The following is a 14,610-nucleotide window of genomic DNA, read 5'->3' on the forward strand; positions in this document are numbered from 1 at the left end:
GTTCCCCGCGCCCCTGAAGGCATGCGCTGCGCGCAGCCTTCCCCGATACGCGCCCTGGAGATGGCGCACGCAGTGCGCATCTCCAGGGGCGCGGGGAACTGCGCGACCAGCCCCCACCGGCGGTCAGCCGGTCACATCCCCTCAGTTACCCGCCCCGGATCCCGCCCGGGCCCACTCACACTTCACGGAGCGCATCATGACGCAGAGCACCACTATCCGCTGGGAACAGGACGCCACCGGCATCCTCACCCTCGTCCTCGACGACCCCAACCAGTCCGCGAACACCATGAACCAGGGGTTCAAGGACTCCATCGCGGCGATCGCCGAGCGCGCGGAGGCCGAGAAGGACTCCATCCGCGGCATCATCTACACCTCCGCCAAGAAGACCTTCTTCGCGGGCGGTGACCTCAAGGACATGATGCAGGCAGGCCCCGAGAACGCGCGGGACGCGTTCGAGGCGGGCGTCGCCATCAAGGCATCCCTGCGCCGCATCGAGACCCTGGGCAAGCCCGTCGTCGCCGCGATCAACGGCGCCGCCCTGGGCGGCGGCTACGAGATCGCCCTGGCCAGCCACCACCGCGTCGCGCTCGACGCGCCCGGCTCCAAGATCGGCCTGCCCGAGGTCACCCTCGGCCTGCTCCCGGCGGGCGGCGGCGTGACCCGCACCGTGCGCCTGATGGGCATCGCGGACGCGCTCCTGAAGGTGCTGCTCCAGGGCACCCAGTACTCCCCGAAGCGCGCCCTGGAGAACGGCCTGGTCCACGAAGTGGCCACCACCCGCGAGGAGATGATCGAGAAGGCCCGCGCCTTCATCGACGCCAACCCCGAGTCCGCGCAGCCCTGGGACAAGCCCGGCTACCGCATCCCCGGCGGTACCCCGGCCAACCCGAAGTTCGCGGCGAACCTGCCCGCCTTCCCGGCCAACCTGAAGAAGCAGATCAACGGCGCCCCCTACCCGGCCCCGCGCAACATCCTGGCGGCCGCCGTCGAGGGCTCGCAGGTCGACTTCGAGACCGCGCTGACCATCGAGGCGCGCTACTTCACCGAGCTGGTCACCGGCCAGACCGCTAAGAACATGATCCAGGCGTTCTTCTTCGACCTCCAGGCCGTCAACTCCGGCGCCAACCGCCCCAAGGGCATCGAGGCACGCCCGGTCCGCAAGGCCGCCGTGCTCGGCGCCGGGATGATGGGCGCGGGCATCGCCTACTCCTGTGCCCGCGCGGGCATCGAGGTCGTCCTCAAGGACGTCTCCGCCGAGGCCGCCGCCAAGGGCAAGGCGTACTCCGAGAAGCTGTGCGCCAAGGCGGTGCAGCGCGGCCGTACGACCCAGGAGAAGGCCGACGCGCTGCTCGCCCGCATCACACCGACCGCCGACCCGCAGGACCTCGCGGGCTGCGACGCCGTGATCGAGGCCGTCTTCGAGGACACGGCGCTCAAGCACAAGGTGTTCCAGGAGATCCAGGACGTCATCGAGCCGGACGCGCTGCTGTGCTCCAACACCTCGACGCTGCCGATCACCCAGCTCGCCGAGGGCGTCACGCGCCCCGTCGACTTCATCGGCCTGCACTTCTTCTCGCCCGTCGACAAGATGCCGCTCGTCGAGATCATCAAGGGCGAGCGGACCGGGGACGAGGCCCTTGCGCGCGCCTTCGACCTCGTACGCCAGATCAACAAGACGCCGATCGTCGTCAACGACTCGCGCGGCTTCTTCACCTCGCGCGTCATCGGGCACTTCATCAACGAAGGCGTCGCGATGGTCGGCGAGGGCATCGAGCCCGCGTCGATCGAGCAGGCGGCGGCCCAGGCGGGCTACCCGGCGAAGGTCCTCTCCCTGATGGACGAGCTGACCCTCACCCTGCCGCGCAAGATCCGCAACGAGACGAAGCGCGCCGTCGAGGAGGCCGGCGGCACCTGGGCCGGGCACCCCTCGGACTCCGTCATCGACCGCATGGTCGACGAGTTCGAGCGTCCGGGCCGGAGCGGCGGAGCGGGCTTCTACGACTACGTGGACGGCAAGCGCGCGGGGCTGTGGCCGGGCCTGCGCGAGCACTTCACCAAGCCGGGCACCCAGATCCCGTTCGAGGACATGCAGGAGCGCATGCTCTTCTCCGAGTCGCTGGACACCGTGCGCCTGGTGGAGGAGGGCGTCCTGACGTCCGTCGCGGACGCCAACATCGGCTCCATCTTCGGCATCGGCTTCCCCGGCTGGACCGGCGGCGTGCTCCAGTACATCAACGGCTACGAGGGCGGCCTGCCCGGATTCGTGGCCCGCGCACGCGAGTTGGCCGACCGCTACGGGGAGCGGTTCACGCCGCCCGCGCTGCTTGTCGAGAAGGCGGACAAGGGCGAGAAGTTCAGCGACGCCTGACCTGTCGCCCCGCTGCGGGAGCGGCTCAGCCTTCCTTGAGCCACTCCCGCAGCTCCTCCTTGAGGGAGCGCTGGAACGCCGTCACCAGGGCCTGCACCACCATCGGCTGCATGTGGGCCGACAGGGACCGCATCGCCGCCACGTGCTCGGGGTCCGACTCCCGCTCGCGGTAGGGCCCCCACACCTCGTCGCGGAAGAGCCGGGACAGCTCGACGGCGGCCGAGCGGGTGTGCTCCATCAGCACCGTGCGCGCCGCCAGGATCGTCTCGTGCGCGATGGGTACGTCGAGCAGCTCCACGCCCAGGCGCAGCAGCCCCGGGTCGACGCGGTAGGCCCCCGGGAACTCCGTCGGCGCGACGACCCCCATCGCCGAGAGCCGGTCCAGGTCCGCGTCGGTCAGCGACCGGCCCGCCCTGCGCTCCAGCTCCGCCCGGTCGGTGTCCTCGGCCGAGTCCGGGGCCCAGGAGGCCACCACCGCACGGTGGATGGCGAGGTCGTGGGCGCTCAGGTCGGGCGGCAGCTGCTCCAGATACCGCTCGATCGCGGCCAGTGTCATGCCCTGGTGCTGCAACTCCTCGATGAGCCCCAGCCGGGACAGGTGCTCCTGGCCGTAGTGCCCGACCCGGCGCGGGCCGATCACGGGCGGCGGCAGCAGGCCCTTGGTGCTGTAGAAGCGGATGGTGCGGACGGTGACACCCGCGCGTGCGGCCAGTTCGTCGACCGTGAGCGTCGGCTCGTCGGTGTCCGACGTCGTCGTCATCGTCATGGCAGCGCTTCGCCTCCCCAGTCGTGCACCGGTGTTGTGCACCGATCAGGTGCAACAGTATTGCTGTCTCACCACTGTTGTGAAAGCGTCCCGCCCAGTCACTTGCTTCGTCGATGACGCCAGGAGGCGGTCATGACCACGATCCTGCGACTCCCCGGGGAACCCACCGACATCACGCTCCCCGCCCTGCTGCTCCGCAACGCCGAGGACCACGGCGACCGCCCCGCACTCTCCTGGCGCACCACCCCCGAAGGGGAGTGGACGACACTGACCTGGAGCGAGGCCCGCCGCAAGGTCGCCGTCCTGGCCGCCGGGTACGCGGCGCTCGGCGTACGGCGCGGCGAGCACGTCCTGATGATGATGGGCAACCGTCCCGAACACTGGCTGAGCGATCTCGCCCTCGTGCACCTGGGCGCCGTGCCCATCACCGTGTACGGCACATCGGCCCCCGAGCAGATCGCGCACATCGCCCGGCACAGCCGGGCCCGCTTCGCGATCGTCGAGGGCGCCCACGAGCTGGCCCGGTGGGAGCCCCTCCTGTCGGACACCACGGCTCCGCTGGAGCGCCTGGTGGTCGTCGAGGCGGCCGACGCGGGCACGCACCGCACGTACGGCTCCCTGCACGCCACGGGAAGCCGCCTGTTCGACCCGGACGCCTTCGACAAGGCCTGGCGCGAGTCCCGGTCCGAGGACCCGCTGACCGTCGTCTACACCTCGGGCACCACCGGCGACCCCAAAGGCGTCCGCATCACGCACCGCAACGTCGTCCTCAACGGCGTCGCCCTGGACGCCGTCGTCGAGCTCCCCGACTTCGTGGAGCACATCAGCTACCTCCCCTTCGCCCACGTCGCCGAGCGCATGCTGGGCATCTACCTGCCGGTGTTCCGCGCCTCGCACGTGCACCTGTGCGCGGATCCGACCGCCGTCGCCGCGACCGCGCGCGAGCTGCGTCCCGCGCAGTTCTTCGGGGTCCCGCGCGTGTGGGAGAAGCTGGCCACGTCCGTGAAGGCCGTGCTCGCCGGGCTGCCGCGGGAACAGCGGGAGTCGATCGAGGCGGCGAACGAGACGACCCGTGCGCACCTGGCGTACGTCGAGCGCGGCGAGGACCCGCCGGCCGACCTGGAGACGGCGTACCGCGAGGCCAAGGAGAAGGTCCTCGACCCACTGCTCTCCCTGGCCGGGTTCGACCGCCTGGTGTGGACCGCGAGCGCGGCGGCGTCGATGCCGCTCGACGTGGTGCGCTTCTGGTCGGGCTTCGGCATCGTGATCATGGACGCGTGGGGGCTGACGGAGACGACCGGGGTCGTCACCATCAACACCCCGGCCGCCTTCCGGCTCGGCTCGGTGGGCAGGCCCCTGGACGGCCTGGAGATCCGCACCGACGGCGACGGCGAGATCCTGGTGCGCGGCGCGACGGTCTTCGACGGCTATCTCCTGCCCGAAGGCGGTGTCGAGTCGGCCTGCGACGCGGACGGCTGGTTCGCCACCGGCGACGTCGGGCGGATCGACGAGGACGGCTTCCTGTGGCTCACCGACCGCAAGAAGGAACTGATCGTCACGTCGACGGGCAAGAACGTCTCGCCCGCGCTCGTCGAGAACACCCTCAAGGAGCACCCCCTCATCGGCCAGGCCCTCGTCCACGGCGACGGCCGCTCCTACCTGGTGGCGCTGCTGGTCCTGGACACCGAGATGGCGCCCGTGTGGGCCGCGTCGCGCGGCATCACGGGCGACCTGATGGCGAGCGAGGCCGTGCACGAGGAGGTCGCGCGGGCCGTCGAGGCGGCCAACGCGCGCCTGAACCGCACCGAGCAGATCAAGCGCTACCGGCTCCTGGGGGAGGAGTGGGGCCCGGAGACCGGGGAGCTGACCCCGTCCCTGAAGCTGCGCCGCCGGGTCATCCGGGAGAAGTACGAGGACGCCATCAACAGCCTGTACACCTCGTGATCATTGTGTGTACACCCCCTGCCCACCATGTGAGAAGTGCCGCTATGTGACGTGCGCCACCGCATGCCGGGCGATCTCTGGGGGAAGGTGTCGCGTCGGTCCACGCACGTCAGGGGTGTCGTGGACCGGAGCACATCCGGACACCGGAGTTTTCCGGGCACCAGAGAGTAGACCCCCCACGTGAGCAAGGAAGCCGTAGACACGGCCGCTGCGGACGCATCCCGCACAGATGCGTCCCAGGCCCCCGCGGACGCGGGCGACGCCGGTTACAGCAAGGACCTCAAGGCCCGTCACGTCAACATGATCGCCATCGGTGGCGCGATCGGAACTGGACTCTTTCTCGGTGCGGGCGGCCGCCTGCACTCCGCGGGCCCCGCGCTCGCCGTCGCGTACCTCGTGTGCGGCATCTTCGCCTTCTTCGTCGTGCGTGCCCTCGGCGAGATGGTCATCTACCGGCCGTCGTCGGGTTCGTTCGTCAGTTACGCGCGTGAGTTCCTCGGCGAGAAGGGCGCCTACGTCGCCGGCTGGATGTACTTCCTCAACTGGTCGACCACCGGCATCGCCGACATCACGGCCATCGCGCTCTACACGCACTACTGGAGCTTCTTCACCGACATCCCCCAGTGGGTGCTCGCGCTGATAGCCCTCGCCGTCGTCCTCGTGATCAACATGATCTCGGTGAAGTACTTCGGCGAGATGGAGTTCTGGTTCGCGATCGTCAAGGTCGCGGCCCTGGTCGCCTTCATGCTGATCGGCATCTTCCTGCTGGTCACCCAGCACGACGTGGGCGGGCAGACGCCGGGCCTGAGCGTGATCACCGACAACGGCGGCTTCCTGCCGAACGGCATCATGCCGGTCGTGATCGTCATGCAGGGTGTCGTCTTCGCGTACGCATCGCTGGAGCTGGTCGGCGTCGCGGCGGGCGAGACCGCCGAGCCGCAGAAGGTCGTCCCGCGCGCGGTGAACTCGATCATGTGGCGGGTGGGTCTCTTCTACGTCGGCTCGGTCGTCCTGCTCGCGCTGCTCCTGCCGGGATCGGTGTACTCGGCCGACCAGAGCCCGTTCGTGACGGTCCTCTCCAAGATCGGCGTCCCGGCGGCCGGTGACGTGATGAACCTGGTCGTCCTCACGGCGGCACTGTCGTCGCTGAACTCGGGCCTGTACTCCACGGGACGCATCCTGCGCTCGATGGCGATGGCGGGTTCGGCGCCGAAGTTCACCGCGAGGATGAACAAGAGCCAGGTGCCCTACGGCGGCATCCTGCTCACCTCCGCGGTGTGTGTGCTCGGCGTCGGCCTGAACTTCCTCATGCCGAGCCAGGCCTTCGAGATCGTCCTGAACGTGGCGTCCCTCGGCATCATCAGCACCTGGGTGATCATCATGGTCTGCCACCTGGCGTTCGTCCGCCGCGCCAAGGAGGGCGTGATCACCCGGCCCAGCTTCCGGCTCCCCGGCAGCCCGGTCACGGAGATCGTCACGATCGTCTTCCTGCTCTCCGTGCTCGTCCTGATGTGGAAGGACCCGGAGATCGGCCGCAAGACGCTCTACCTCATCCCGGTCATCGCGGCGGCCCTGGTCGCCGGCTGGTACGGCATCCGCCGCAGGGTGGACCACGAGGCGGCGAACCTCACGAAGTAACGGCGTACGTGGCGGGAATCACTCAACTCTCGTACAGGTGTGCGTTGTTGCGCACGGTTGAGCGGGTAGATCGGCTCCATGCAGCTCATACCGATGCCGCTGGGGCCGATCAATCCGGATGTCGAGAATCTGGTCGTCGGAGCCGTGCTGTTCGGCTCCCTCTACGTCTTCGTCAGGCGCATGATCCTGCGCGTCAACCGCGTACTCGAAGAGCGCGCCACGATCCTCGAAGGGGTCACCGGCGGTCCTGCGGCGCAACTGCGGCGTGAGGCCGAGCGGATACGCGCCGAGCGCGAGGCGACCCTGGCCGAGGCCCGTCGCGAGGCCGCGCAGGTGCGCCAGCAGGCCCGCGAGGAAGGCGCCGCACTGATCGCCGCCGCCCGCGAGGACGGCGTACGCGAACGCGACGAGGTGCTGGCGGGCGGCAAGGCCAGGATCGAGGCCCAGCGCGCCTCGGCGGATGCCGAACTGCGGGCCCACGTCTCGGAGTTGGCCTCCGAGCTGGCCGGCAGGATCGTGGGCGAGCCGGTCGCCGCGACGACGGGTTCCGGCCGCTGAGGGGACGCTTTGCGTCCCGCCCGGGCCCGTGCGGCCCACCGGTCTGGCGCCCCGGCCCGGGTCACGGCACGCTCGGTGCATGGAACTCATGGTGCCGGTCAAGGACGGCGAGGTCTGGGCCGAGGACTCGGGAGGACCGGGTGGCCCGTCAGGCGCCGGCGGTGACGCGCTGCCGCTGGTCCTGCTGCACCCCGGAGTCGGCGACTCCCGGGTCTGGGACGGCATCCTGCCGCGCCTCGAGGAGGGGCGCAGGGTCATCCGCTTCGACGCGCGGGGATACGGCAGGTCGCCCGCCCCCACCGCGTCGTTCTCGCTCGTCGACGACCTGATCGCGGTCCTCGACCACTTCGACGTCGCCCGTGCCTTCCTCGCGGGATCGAGCATGGGCGGCGCCACCGCCATCGGCCTCGCGCTGCGCGACCCCGCCCGGGTGGCGGGGCTCGCCCTGCTGGTCCCCGGCATCACCGGCAACCCGGACTTCGTCATGGAGGCGTTCACGGCCGAGGTCGGCCGGCTCGCCCAGGCGGGCGACATGGACGGCATCGTGGCCCTGGTTAAGCGCACGTCGGCCGCCGCGGGGACCGGGGGCGACCCCGAGGCGGACGAGCTCATCAGGGCGGTGATCCCGGCCTGGTTCGCCGTCCACCCCCACCAGGTGCCCGACCCGCCCGCCTTCGACCGGCTCGGCGAGCTCGACGTGCCGTGTGTCCTGGTCCTGGGGGAGCGGGACGATCCCGAGGTGGTCCGCTGCAACGAGGAGATGGCGTCCCGCATCCCGGGCTGCCGCCTCGTGCGGCTGCGGGACAGTGATCACTTCCCGACCCTGCGCGAGCCGGACGCGGTCGTCGACATCATCCGGGAGGCGTACGCGGCCGCGCGCTAGGCGGGGCGGTGGGGCCGCGGGGCGCTGTCACAGCCCGTAGCTCTTCCCGATGATCTCCCGCTGGATCTCACTGGTCCCGCCGTACACCGTCGAGACCACCGCGGCCCGCAGATGCCGCTCCATGTCGTACTCGGTCGCGTAGCCGTAACCGCCCATCATCTGCATGCCTTCCAGCGCCGCGCGCTTCGCCGTCTCGGTGGCCTTCAGCTTGGCCATCGAGGCCTCGCGCGGGAAGAGGCGCTCCGGTTCGGCGTCGCACCTCGCCGCCACGTCGAAGACGAGGAGCCGCGCGCACTCGATCTCCGTCGCCAGATCCGCGATCCGGTGCCGCAGCGCCTGGAACGAGCCGACCGGACGCCCGAACTGCTCGCGCCCGCGCACGTACGTGACCGTGTCGTCGAGAATCCGCTCCGCCAGGCCCAGCATGTTCGCGGCAAGGAAGAGCCGCTCCGCGTTGAGCCCCGCCATCAGCTGAGGCCAGGCCCTGCCCTCGACGCCCACCACCGCGTCCGCGGGCAGCCGTACGTCCGTGAAGTAGACGTCGTTGACCTCGCGCCCGCCCATCGTGGAGATGCCCCGGATCTCGATCCCCGGTGTGTCGGCGGGGACATGAAACATCGTCAGGCCCTCGTGCCTGGGTCCGCTCGCGTCCGTGCGCGCGACCAGGAGGATGTACGACGCCAGATGCGCGTTGGAGATCCAGGTCTTGTGCCCGTTGATCAACCACCCCTCGTCCGCGGTCCGTTCGGCCCGGCACCGCAGCGCCGCCACGTCCGACCCGGCGTCCGGCTCCGACATCGCGATCGAGAGTACCTGCCCGGCGACGGCCCCGCCCACCGCCGCCTTCTTCTGCGCCGCCGAGCCGAACCTGTCGTACGCCTTCGCCGTGATGACCGAGGTGACGAAGCCGCCCGCCGGGACCAGACCGCGTGCCGTCTCGCACAGGAAGAGGCAGGCGTCCGTCATGCCGCCGCCCGACCCGCCGAACTCCTCGGGCAGGCACACGCCCAGCCAGCCCAGCTCGGCCAGCTTCGCGTAGAGGGCGGGGGAGTGCGGGCCGCCGGACGCGGCCGTCAGGGCGTCGCGCTGCTCGCGCGTGCCGCACTCGCGCTGGGCGAAATCGCGCAGCGCGGCGATGAAGTCGAGCTGCTCCGAGCTGAGCCGTTCCGAGCCGAGCCTCTCCGTCATGAAACCCTCCTGGACTGGGCGTAGTTACAAAGAGATTGAGTTAGTGTCTGTGTAGCTGTGGTTGAGTGCGTGGGGACGACGGGGAGGGCTCATGGATTCGATGATGGAGCGCGCGCTGGACTCGGCGCCGCCGTCCGACGCCCTGACCGAGCAGATACTCGACGCGGCGCGCGAGCAGTTCATGACGTTCGGCCTGCGCCGCTCGACCGTCGACGACGTCGCCAAGCGCGCCAAGGTCTCGCGCGTCACCGTGTACCGCCGCATCGGCAACAAGGAGGCGCTCGTCTCCGCCTGCCTGCTGCGCGAGTACCGCCGTTTCGTCGGTGAGGTGGACGAGGCCGTCGCCACCCTCCCGACCATGGAGGACCGCATCGTCGAGGGCTTCGTCGTGGTCCTGCGGCACATTCGCGAACACCCGCTCATCGGCGGCCTGATGCGCCTGGAGCCGGAGACGATGCTGCCGTTCCTGACCCTGGAGAGCGGCCCGGCGTTCCTCGCGATGCGCGGATATCTCACCGACCGGCTGCGCCGCGCGCAGCGCGCCGAGGGAAAGGAAGAGGGTGATCCGACACCGGTGGCCGAGCTGATGGTGCGGATCACGGTCTCCTTCCTGCTCAACCCGGTGAGCTGCTTCGAGCTGGAGGACGACGACCACGTACGGGACTTCGCGCGCCGCTATCTGGTCCCCCTGCTCGGCAGGTAGCCACGCGAGCGCGGAGCGCTAGAACCGCGCGTGCAGCCTGCGCCCCAGCTCCACCGCCCGCGCCGTCTTCTCCCGCGCCGTCGCGAAGGACGTCAGGTCCGCGTACGGCGCGAACCGCTTCACCGTCACCGAGCGCGGCACCGCGAACGCCCGCAGCCCCTCGGCGCCGTGGATCCGCCCGTACCCCGATTCCCCGGTGCCGCCGAACGGCAGCGCGGGCACCGCCGCGAACCCGAGCACCGAACCCACGGACACGGAACCGGAGTTGAGCCGGTCCGCCACGTCGAGCCCGGTCCGCCGGGACCCGGTGAAGACGGCCGCGCCCAGCGCGTACGCCGACGCGTTGGTCCGCCGCACCGCCTCGTCCAGATCCCGCACCCGGTTCACCGCGACGACCGGACCGAACGTCTCCTCGGTCATCGCGGGGGATTCCTCCGGGACATCCACCAGAACCACCGGATGCACGTAGGGCCCGCGCACGGACTCGGGGCCGCCGAGCGGCGCCCGCGCCCCGGCGGCCAGAGCCTCCTTCATGTGGCGCTCCACCACCCCCAGTTGGGAGGCAAGCGTCATCGGCCCGTACGTCTCACCGGCGCTCAGCGACCGTGCCCGCTCGACGATCAGCGCGCACAGCCGCTCGTGCACGGACTCGACCGCGTACACCCGCTCCACACCCGCGCAGGTCTGCCCCGCATTGGCCATCGCGCCCCACACCACCGCGTCCGCGGCGGCCTCCAGGTCGGCGTCCGCGCCGACGATCACGGCGTCCTTGCCGCCGCACTCCGCGAGGAGCGGCGTCAACGACCGTGCGCACACCTCCGCCACCTTCCGCGCGGTCCCCGGCGACCCGGTGAACGCCACCTTGTCGACGTCGGCTTCCGCGAGCGCCTGTCCGGTCGAGCCGGGCCCGGTCACCGTCTGGAGCAGCCCCGCACAGTCCGGCACGGCCTCGTCGAAGCTCGACGCGAGGAACACCCCTGTGGCCGGGGTGAGTTCGGAGGGCTTGAAGACGACCGCGTTGCCCGCCGCGAGCGCGTAGCCGATCGATCCCATCGGGGTGTAGACGGGATAGTTCCAGGGGCCGATCACCCCGACGACGCCCAGCGGCCGGTAGCCGAGCAGCGCCCGCTGATGGACGGAGAGCATCCCCGACGGCACCCGGCGCACCCGCAGCACCCCACGGGCATGACGCGCCGCCCAGTCCAAGTGGACCAGGGCGAGCAGCACTTCGGCGCGCGCGTCGTGCACCGGCTTGCCCGTCTCGGCGGCGACCGTCCGCGCGAGTTCGTCCATCCGCCCGGCCAGCGACCGCTTCCACGCGAGCAGCCGCGCACGACGGCCCGACCAGCCGAGCCCCGCCCACACGGCGGCGGCTCCCCGGCCGCGTACGACCGCGTGCGCGATGTCGTCGGCGCCGTGCACGGGGTGCTCGCCGACCTGCTCTCCGGTGGCGGGGGAACGTACGAAGAAAGTGGCCATGATTCAGCCCTCCAGGGGTACTTCGTCGGGCAGCGGCCGCACCGGACGGCCCTGTGCCCAGTGCGGGCCCAGGTCGTCGAGGGTGTAACCAAAGGGATACGACCGGGGTTTGGGCAGTGCGGGCCGACGGCGCGGCCGCGCGGGAAGCAGCCGGACGAACGTCGAGCGCGCCCGGACGGCACGCTCGGCAGCGATCCGCACCCAGTGAGCCTGCGTCCGGAACCCCAGTGCGCGCAACAGGGGTTCGTCGAGCAGTGCGAGGGTGAACCGCGCGACCACCGGGCGCACCGGACGCGGATACCAGGACGCCATCACGCGGAACGTGGCGTTCGCGACCCGGCGGTTGGCCGGATCGTAGGCGAACATCTCCGCCTCGTAGTCGTCCAGGAGCTTCTCGAATCCGGCGTACGTCGTCGGGGCGTGGTCGATGTCCATCATCGCCGCCATCTTGTGGCCGACCAGGGCGAGCGCCTCCGCTTCGTTGGCGCACAGCGGCCGCCAGCCGAAGCGGTCGATCCAGCGCTTGGGCCCGACGACGGTGGTGGCGAGGACGTACAGGAAGTCCTCGTTGGGGATCTGGTACTTGCCGTGGATGCGGTTGAGGTGGCGGGCGGCGGCCCGGCCGCGCTCGGAGTCGAAGCCGTCCTGCGCCATCTCGAAGCCGAACAGGACGGTGTCGTCGTACCGCTTCTGGCCGGCCTTCTCGAACTCCTGGGTGCGGTCGAGGAGTTGCGATATGCGAGGCACTCCATAGTCACGCAGGAACGCGATGCTCACGCCTTGCGCGTAGTCCCAGGGGAACTCGTACTGGGAGATGAGCTTGTGTATGTGCGCGTAGTCGCGGGCGGGATCCATGCGGCGGATCTCGCGCAGCCGGCTGTAGCGGCCCATGAACGCTCTCCTATCGGCGTGGCGAGCTGCTGAGTACGGTGTAGCGGACGTCGGCGGCGTCCACGAGTACCTGGCCGGCCGTCACCGGCTCCAGGGTCAGCTCGGGAAGCTGGACGGCGACCGGCAGATTGGCCGGGATGACATCGGCGCCGATGCAGATCTGCGGCGTCCTGACCTTCAGACCCGGGATCTCGATGGCGCCCTTCAAGTACGTGGCGTAGACGTCGACGTCGCGGATGTCGAGCTGTACGTCCAGGACGTGCGTCGACCCGTCGGGCCCCTTGGCCTCGAAGTGGTAGTCGCGGGCCACGATGCGCTTCGCGTGCACCCACAGCACCTTGACGCGGCCGCCGCCGACGGTCGGCAGATAGGTCGAGCCGTGGATGATCGCGTCGGTGGCGGCGAGCCGGGCGGCCTTCACCGTGGGGTGGTAGGGGCTGACGGGGTAGGTGGCGCGGCCGGGGCCCGGCTGGTCGCCGACGACGAGCGGAGGTTTGAGGGCGGTGAGGTCGCCGGGGTCGCCGATCTCGCCGGGCTCGGCGGATTCGGACGGGGGCGGCCCGGTGGGCGGCGGGTTGTCGGCACCACCGGTGTCGACGCCGGTGAGGCAGGGGAGGGAGACCTTCGCGAGGGCGTCGCGGGGGTCTTCGTCGGCGTCGCGCGCTGCGGGGGGCGGGGCTTTGGCGTCGGGTTGTTCTTGCGGAGGGTCGGCGCTGCTGCCGGTACCGGTGCCAGTACCGGTGTCGGCCCCGGTGTCGGTGTCGCCCGAGCACTCCGTCGCGTCCCGGGGCAGCGGTACGTCGGGCAGGCCTAGCCGGTCCAGCAGCCAGGGCAGGGGATCGGGCCCGGTCGCCGGATCGGGGCAGTCCGCCGCCGCGCTGCTGGTGCCGGGCACGCCGACGAGGAACCCGGCGGTGAGCGCGAGGGCGAGGGCCACGCCCGTCCCGCGCCGCGGGGAGGCGGCGGGACGCCGCCGGGCGCGGCCCTCACGTGCTTTTGGGCGCAGGCCCTCCGCTCCGCCGCCGGACGCCTCCGGGTCCCGCTCAGGCGCGGCGCCGGGCGCCTTCGCATGCGGCAGCCAGCCGAACGCCATGGACGAGCCGAGCAGGCCAAGACCCACGCCGATCCCGAACCCGCCCAGATTCGTCGTCGCGAGCGACACCAGCGAGGCGATCGCCGTCACCACCGACACGAACATCCGCTGCGCGGGCGCGAACACGAAGAAGAGACCGCCCGCGATGAGGACGAGCCCCACCCCGATCGCCGACATCGCGCCGATGCCGACCTTGAGCATCAGCGGCAGCGGCGCCAGCGGCAGAAAGATCATCTCCAGGCCGCCGAGCACGGTCCAGACGCCCGCCCAGAACGGTCGGCGCCGGCGCCAGGACCGCAGCGTCCCGCGCAGCCGGGGCGCCGGGAGCAACCGGTCCAGCCACGCCCCGGTCTCCTTGGCCAGCTCGGCGCCGAAGCCGAGCACCAGTCCGATCACGATGCGCACGTCCTTCCGGTGGCACGCTCCGCGGGCACGTCGGCCGTGGTCCGTTGCGGCGGCACGTCAGTAGCACTCCTTGCCGTCTCGGCTCAGCTCGATGCTGACCTTGTCGAGGGTGAGCGAGCCGCCGTTGGAGGCCCACGCCGTGGACTTCACGTCACGGGCCACCGCGCCCGAGGCCTGCACGCCGAAGATTCCCTTGGGGCCCTGGATGCCGGGCACCTCGTCGAGCGTCGAGGCGTCACGTCCCGCCTGGACGCCGGTCACGCGACCGCCGCCGCTGGTGAGCGCGTCGGCGTTCACGACGAGGTTCTCGCCCTTGATCGGCTTGCCGTCGCCGGACCTGACGATCATCGAGACCTCGCCGACCAGCGGCAGCTTCTGCTTCATCGACAGGCACACCCCCTTCGCCGTGCCGCTCTTGATCCCGGCGAGCAGCACCGCGTGTCCCTTGCCGTCCGAACTGCTCAGCGACGAGGGGAAGCTGGAGATCCCGCGGCCGGTGATCTCCTCGGCGGAGACCTTGAAGTTCTTGCCCGACACCGCGAAGGAGGCCGCCATCGCACCTTGGGCGAGGGCGATCACCACCGCGCCGACCGCGGCGACGCCCGGCACGAACATCACGGCCGATCTCTTCCAGTGCGTACGTCCTTCTGCGCTCAACTCGCCGTCAAGTAAAGCCATTTGACGACCCCTCTCC

Annotated in this window: 12 protein-coding genes; 6 read left to right on the forward strand and 6 right to left on the reverse strand. The window is 70.8% G+C overall.

Annotated features, from left to right (window positions below; all coding sequences use genetic code 11):
- Positions 1 to 196: 196 nt before the first annotated feature.
- A complete protein-coding gene (locus ACZ6ZP_RS10425; RefSeq protein WP_351161116.1) occupies positions 197 to 2,368 on the forward strand; it encodes a 3-hydroxyacyl-CoA dehydrogenase NAD-binding domain-containing protein in 2,172 nt (723 codons plus the stop codon).
- A gap of 25 nt (positions 2,369 to 2,393) precedes the next feature.
- Here the strand turns inward: ACZ6ZP_RS10425 and ACZ6ZP_RS10430 are convergent, their stop codons facing one another.
- On the reverse strand, positions 2,394 to 3,128 hold the full coding sequence (locus ACZ6ZP_RS10430; protein WP_351161686.1) for a MerR family transcriptional regulator: 735 nt from the start codon (positions 3,126 to 3,128) through the stop codon (positions 2,394 to 2,396).
- Between the two features lie 138 nt (positions 3,129 to 3,266).
- On the opposite strand from ACZ6ZP_RS10430, the gene ACZ6ZP_RS10435 reads away from it, so the two are divergent.
- The 4 genes from ACZ6ZP_RS10435 (at position 3,267) to ACZ6ZP_RS10450 (ending at position 8,157) form a co-directional block, all read left to right on the forward strand.
- Entirely contained in the window at positions 3,267 to 5,078 is a 1,812-nt protein-coding gene (locus ACZ6ZP_RS10435) for an AMP-dependent synthetase/ligase (protein ID WP_351161119.1), read from the forward strand.
- 180 nt (positions 5,079 to 5,258) lie between these two features.
- Positions 5,259 to 6,716: an amino acid permease gene (locus tag ACZ6ZP_RS10440; RefSeq protein ID WP_351161122.1), complete on the forward strand. Its 1,458-nt coding sequence runs from the start codon at positions 5,259 to 5,261 to the stop codon at positions 6,714 to 6,716.
- A gap of 78 nt (positions 6,717 to 6,794) precedes the next feature.
- Positions 6,795 to 7,274, forward strand: coding sequence for a F0F1 ATP synthase subunit B family protein (locus ACZ6ZP_RS10445; RefSeq protein ID WP_351161125.1), 480 nt, complete (start codon positions 6,795 to 6,797; stop codon positions 7,272 to 7,274).
- Positions 7,275 to 7,353: 79 nt separating this feature from the next.
- Entirely contained in the window at positions 7,354 to 8,157 is an 804-nt protein-coding gene (locus tag ACZ6ZP_RS10450; protein WP_351161127.1) for an alpha/beta fold hydrolase, read from the forward strand.
- A gap of 27 nt (positions 8,158 to 8,184) precedes the next feature.
- On the opposite strand, the gene ACZ6ZP_RS10455 is transcribed toward ACZ6ZP_RS10450, so the two are convergent.
- Complete coding sequence (locus ACZ6ZP_RS10455; RefSeq protein WP_469406353.1) at positions 8,185 to 9,345, reverse strand: acyl-CoA dehydrogenase family protein; 1,161 nt, start codon at positions 9,343 to 9,345, stop codon at positions 8,185 to 8,187.
- Between the two features lie 91 nt (positions 9,346 to 9,436).
- Between ACZ6ZP_RS10455 and ACZ6ZP_RS10460 the strand changes: the two genes are divergently transcribed.
- Positions 9,437 to 10,048 carry a TetR/AcrR family transcriptional regulator gene (locus ACZ6ZP_RS10460; RefSeq protein ID WP_351161132.1) on the forward strand — a complete coding sequence of 204 codons (612 nt, stop codon included), beginning with the start codon at positions 9,437 to 9,439 and terminating at the stop codon, positions 10,046 to 10,048.
- 18 nt (positions 10,049 to 10,066) lie between these two features.
- On the opposite strand, the gene ACZ6ZP_RS10465 is transcribed toward ACZ6ZP_RS10460, so the two are convergent.
- From ACZ6ZP_RS10465 to ACZ6ZP_RS10480, 4 genes are all read right to left on the reverse strand, one after another.
- Positions 10,067 to 11,527 (reverse strand): aldehyde dehydrogenase family protein, encoded by a 1,461-nt coding sequence (locus ACZ6ZP_RS10465; RefSeq protein ID WP_469406354.1) that lies wholly within the window; start codon positions 11,525 to 11,527, stop codon positions 10,067 to 10,069.
- Between the two features lie 3 nt (positions 11,528 to 11,530).
- Entirely contained in the window at positions 11,531 to 12,418 is an 888-nt protein-coding gene (locus ACZ6ZP_RS10470) for an oxygenase MpaB family protein (protein ID WP_383823265.1), read from the reverse strand.
- Positions 12,419 to 12,428: 10 nt separating this feature from the next.
- Positions 12,429 to 13,907, reverse strand: coding sequence for a DUF6114 domain-containing protein (locus tag ACZ6ZP_RS10475; protein WP_469406355.1), 1,479 nt, complete (start codon positions 13,905 to 13,907; stop codon positions 12,429 to 12,431).
- A 66-nt stretch (positions 13,908 to 13,973) separates the two neighbouring features.
- Positions 13,974 to 14,594, reverse strand: coding sequence for a DUF6230 family protein (locus ACZ6ZP_RS10480; RefSeq protein WP_351161142.1), 621 nt, complete (start codon positions 14,592 to 14,594; stop codon positions 13,974 to 13,976).
- Between the last annotated feature and the right edge of the window lie 16 nt (positions 14,595 to 14,610).

It is taken from the genome of Streptomyces sp. NPDC054047 (genome assembly GCF_055585065.1).

Coding starts and splice junctions, on each gene's coding strand:
- ACZ6ZP_RS10470 (WP_383823265.1), bottom strand. CDS start 12,418: ATGGGCCGCTACAGCCGGCTGCGCGAGATCCGCCGCATGGATCCCGCC.
- ACZ6ZP_RS10450 (WP_351161127.1), top strand. CDS start 7,354: ATGGAACTCATGGTGCCGGTCAAGGACGGCGAGGTCTGGGCCGAGGAC.
- ACZ6ZP_RS10460 (WP_351161132.1), top strand. CDS start 9,437: ATGGATTCGATGATGGAGCGCGCGCTGGACTCGGCGCCGCCGTCCGAC.
- ACZ6ZP_RS10455 (WP_469406353.1), bottom strand. CDS start 9,345: ATGACGGAGAGGCTCGGCTCGGAACGGCTCAGCTCGGAGCAGCTCGAC.
- ACZ6ZP_RS10445 (WP_351161125.1), top strand. CDS start 6,795: ATGCAGCTCATACCGATGCCGCTGGGGCCGATCAATCCGGATGTCGAG.
- ACZ6ZP_RS10435 (WP_351161119.1), top strand. CDS start 3,267: ATGACCACGATCCTGCGACTCCCCGGGGAACCCACCGACATCACGCTC.
- ACZ6ZP_RS10465 (WP_469406354.1), bottom strand. CDS start 11,527: ATGGCCACTTTCTTCGTACGTTCCCCCGCCACCGGAGAGCAGGTCGGC.
- ACZ6ZP_RS10425 (WP_351161116.1), top strand. CDS start 197: ATGACGCAGAGCACCACTATCCGCTGGGAACAGGACGCCACCGGCATC.
- ACZ6ZP_RS10480 (WP_351161142.1), bottom strand. CDS start 14,594: ATGGCTTTACTTGACGGCGAGTTGAGCGCAGAAGGACGTACGCACTGG.
- ACZ6ZP_RS10430 (WP_351161686.1), bottom strand. CDS start 3,128: ATGACGACGACGTCGGACACCGACGAGCCGACGCTCACGGTCGACGAA.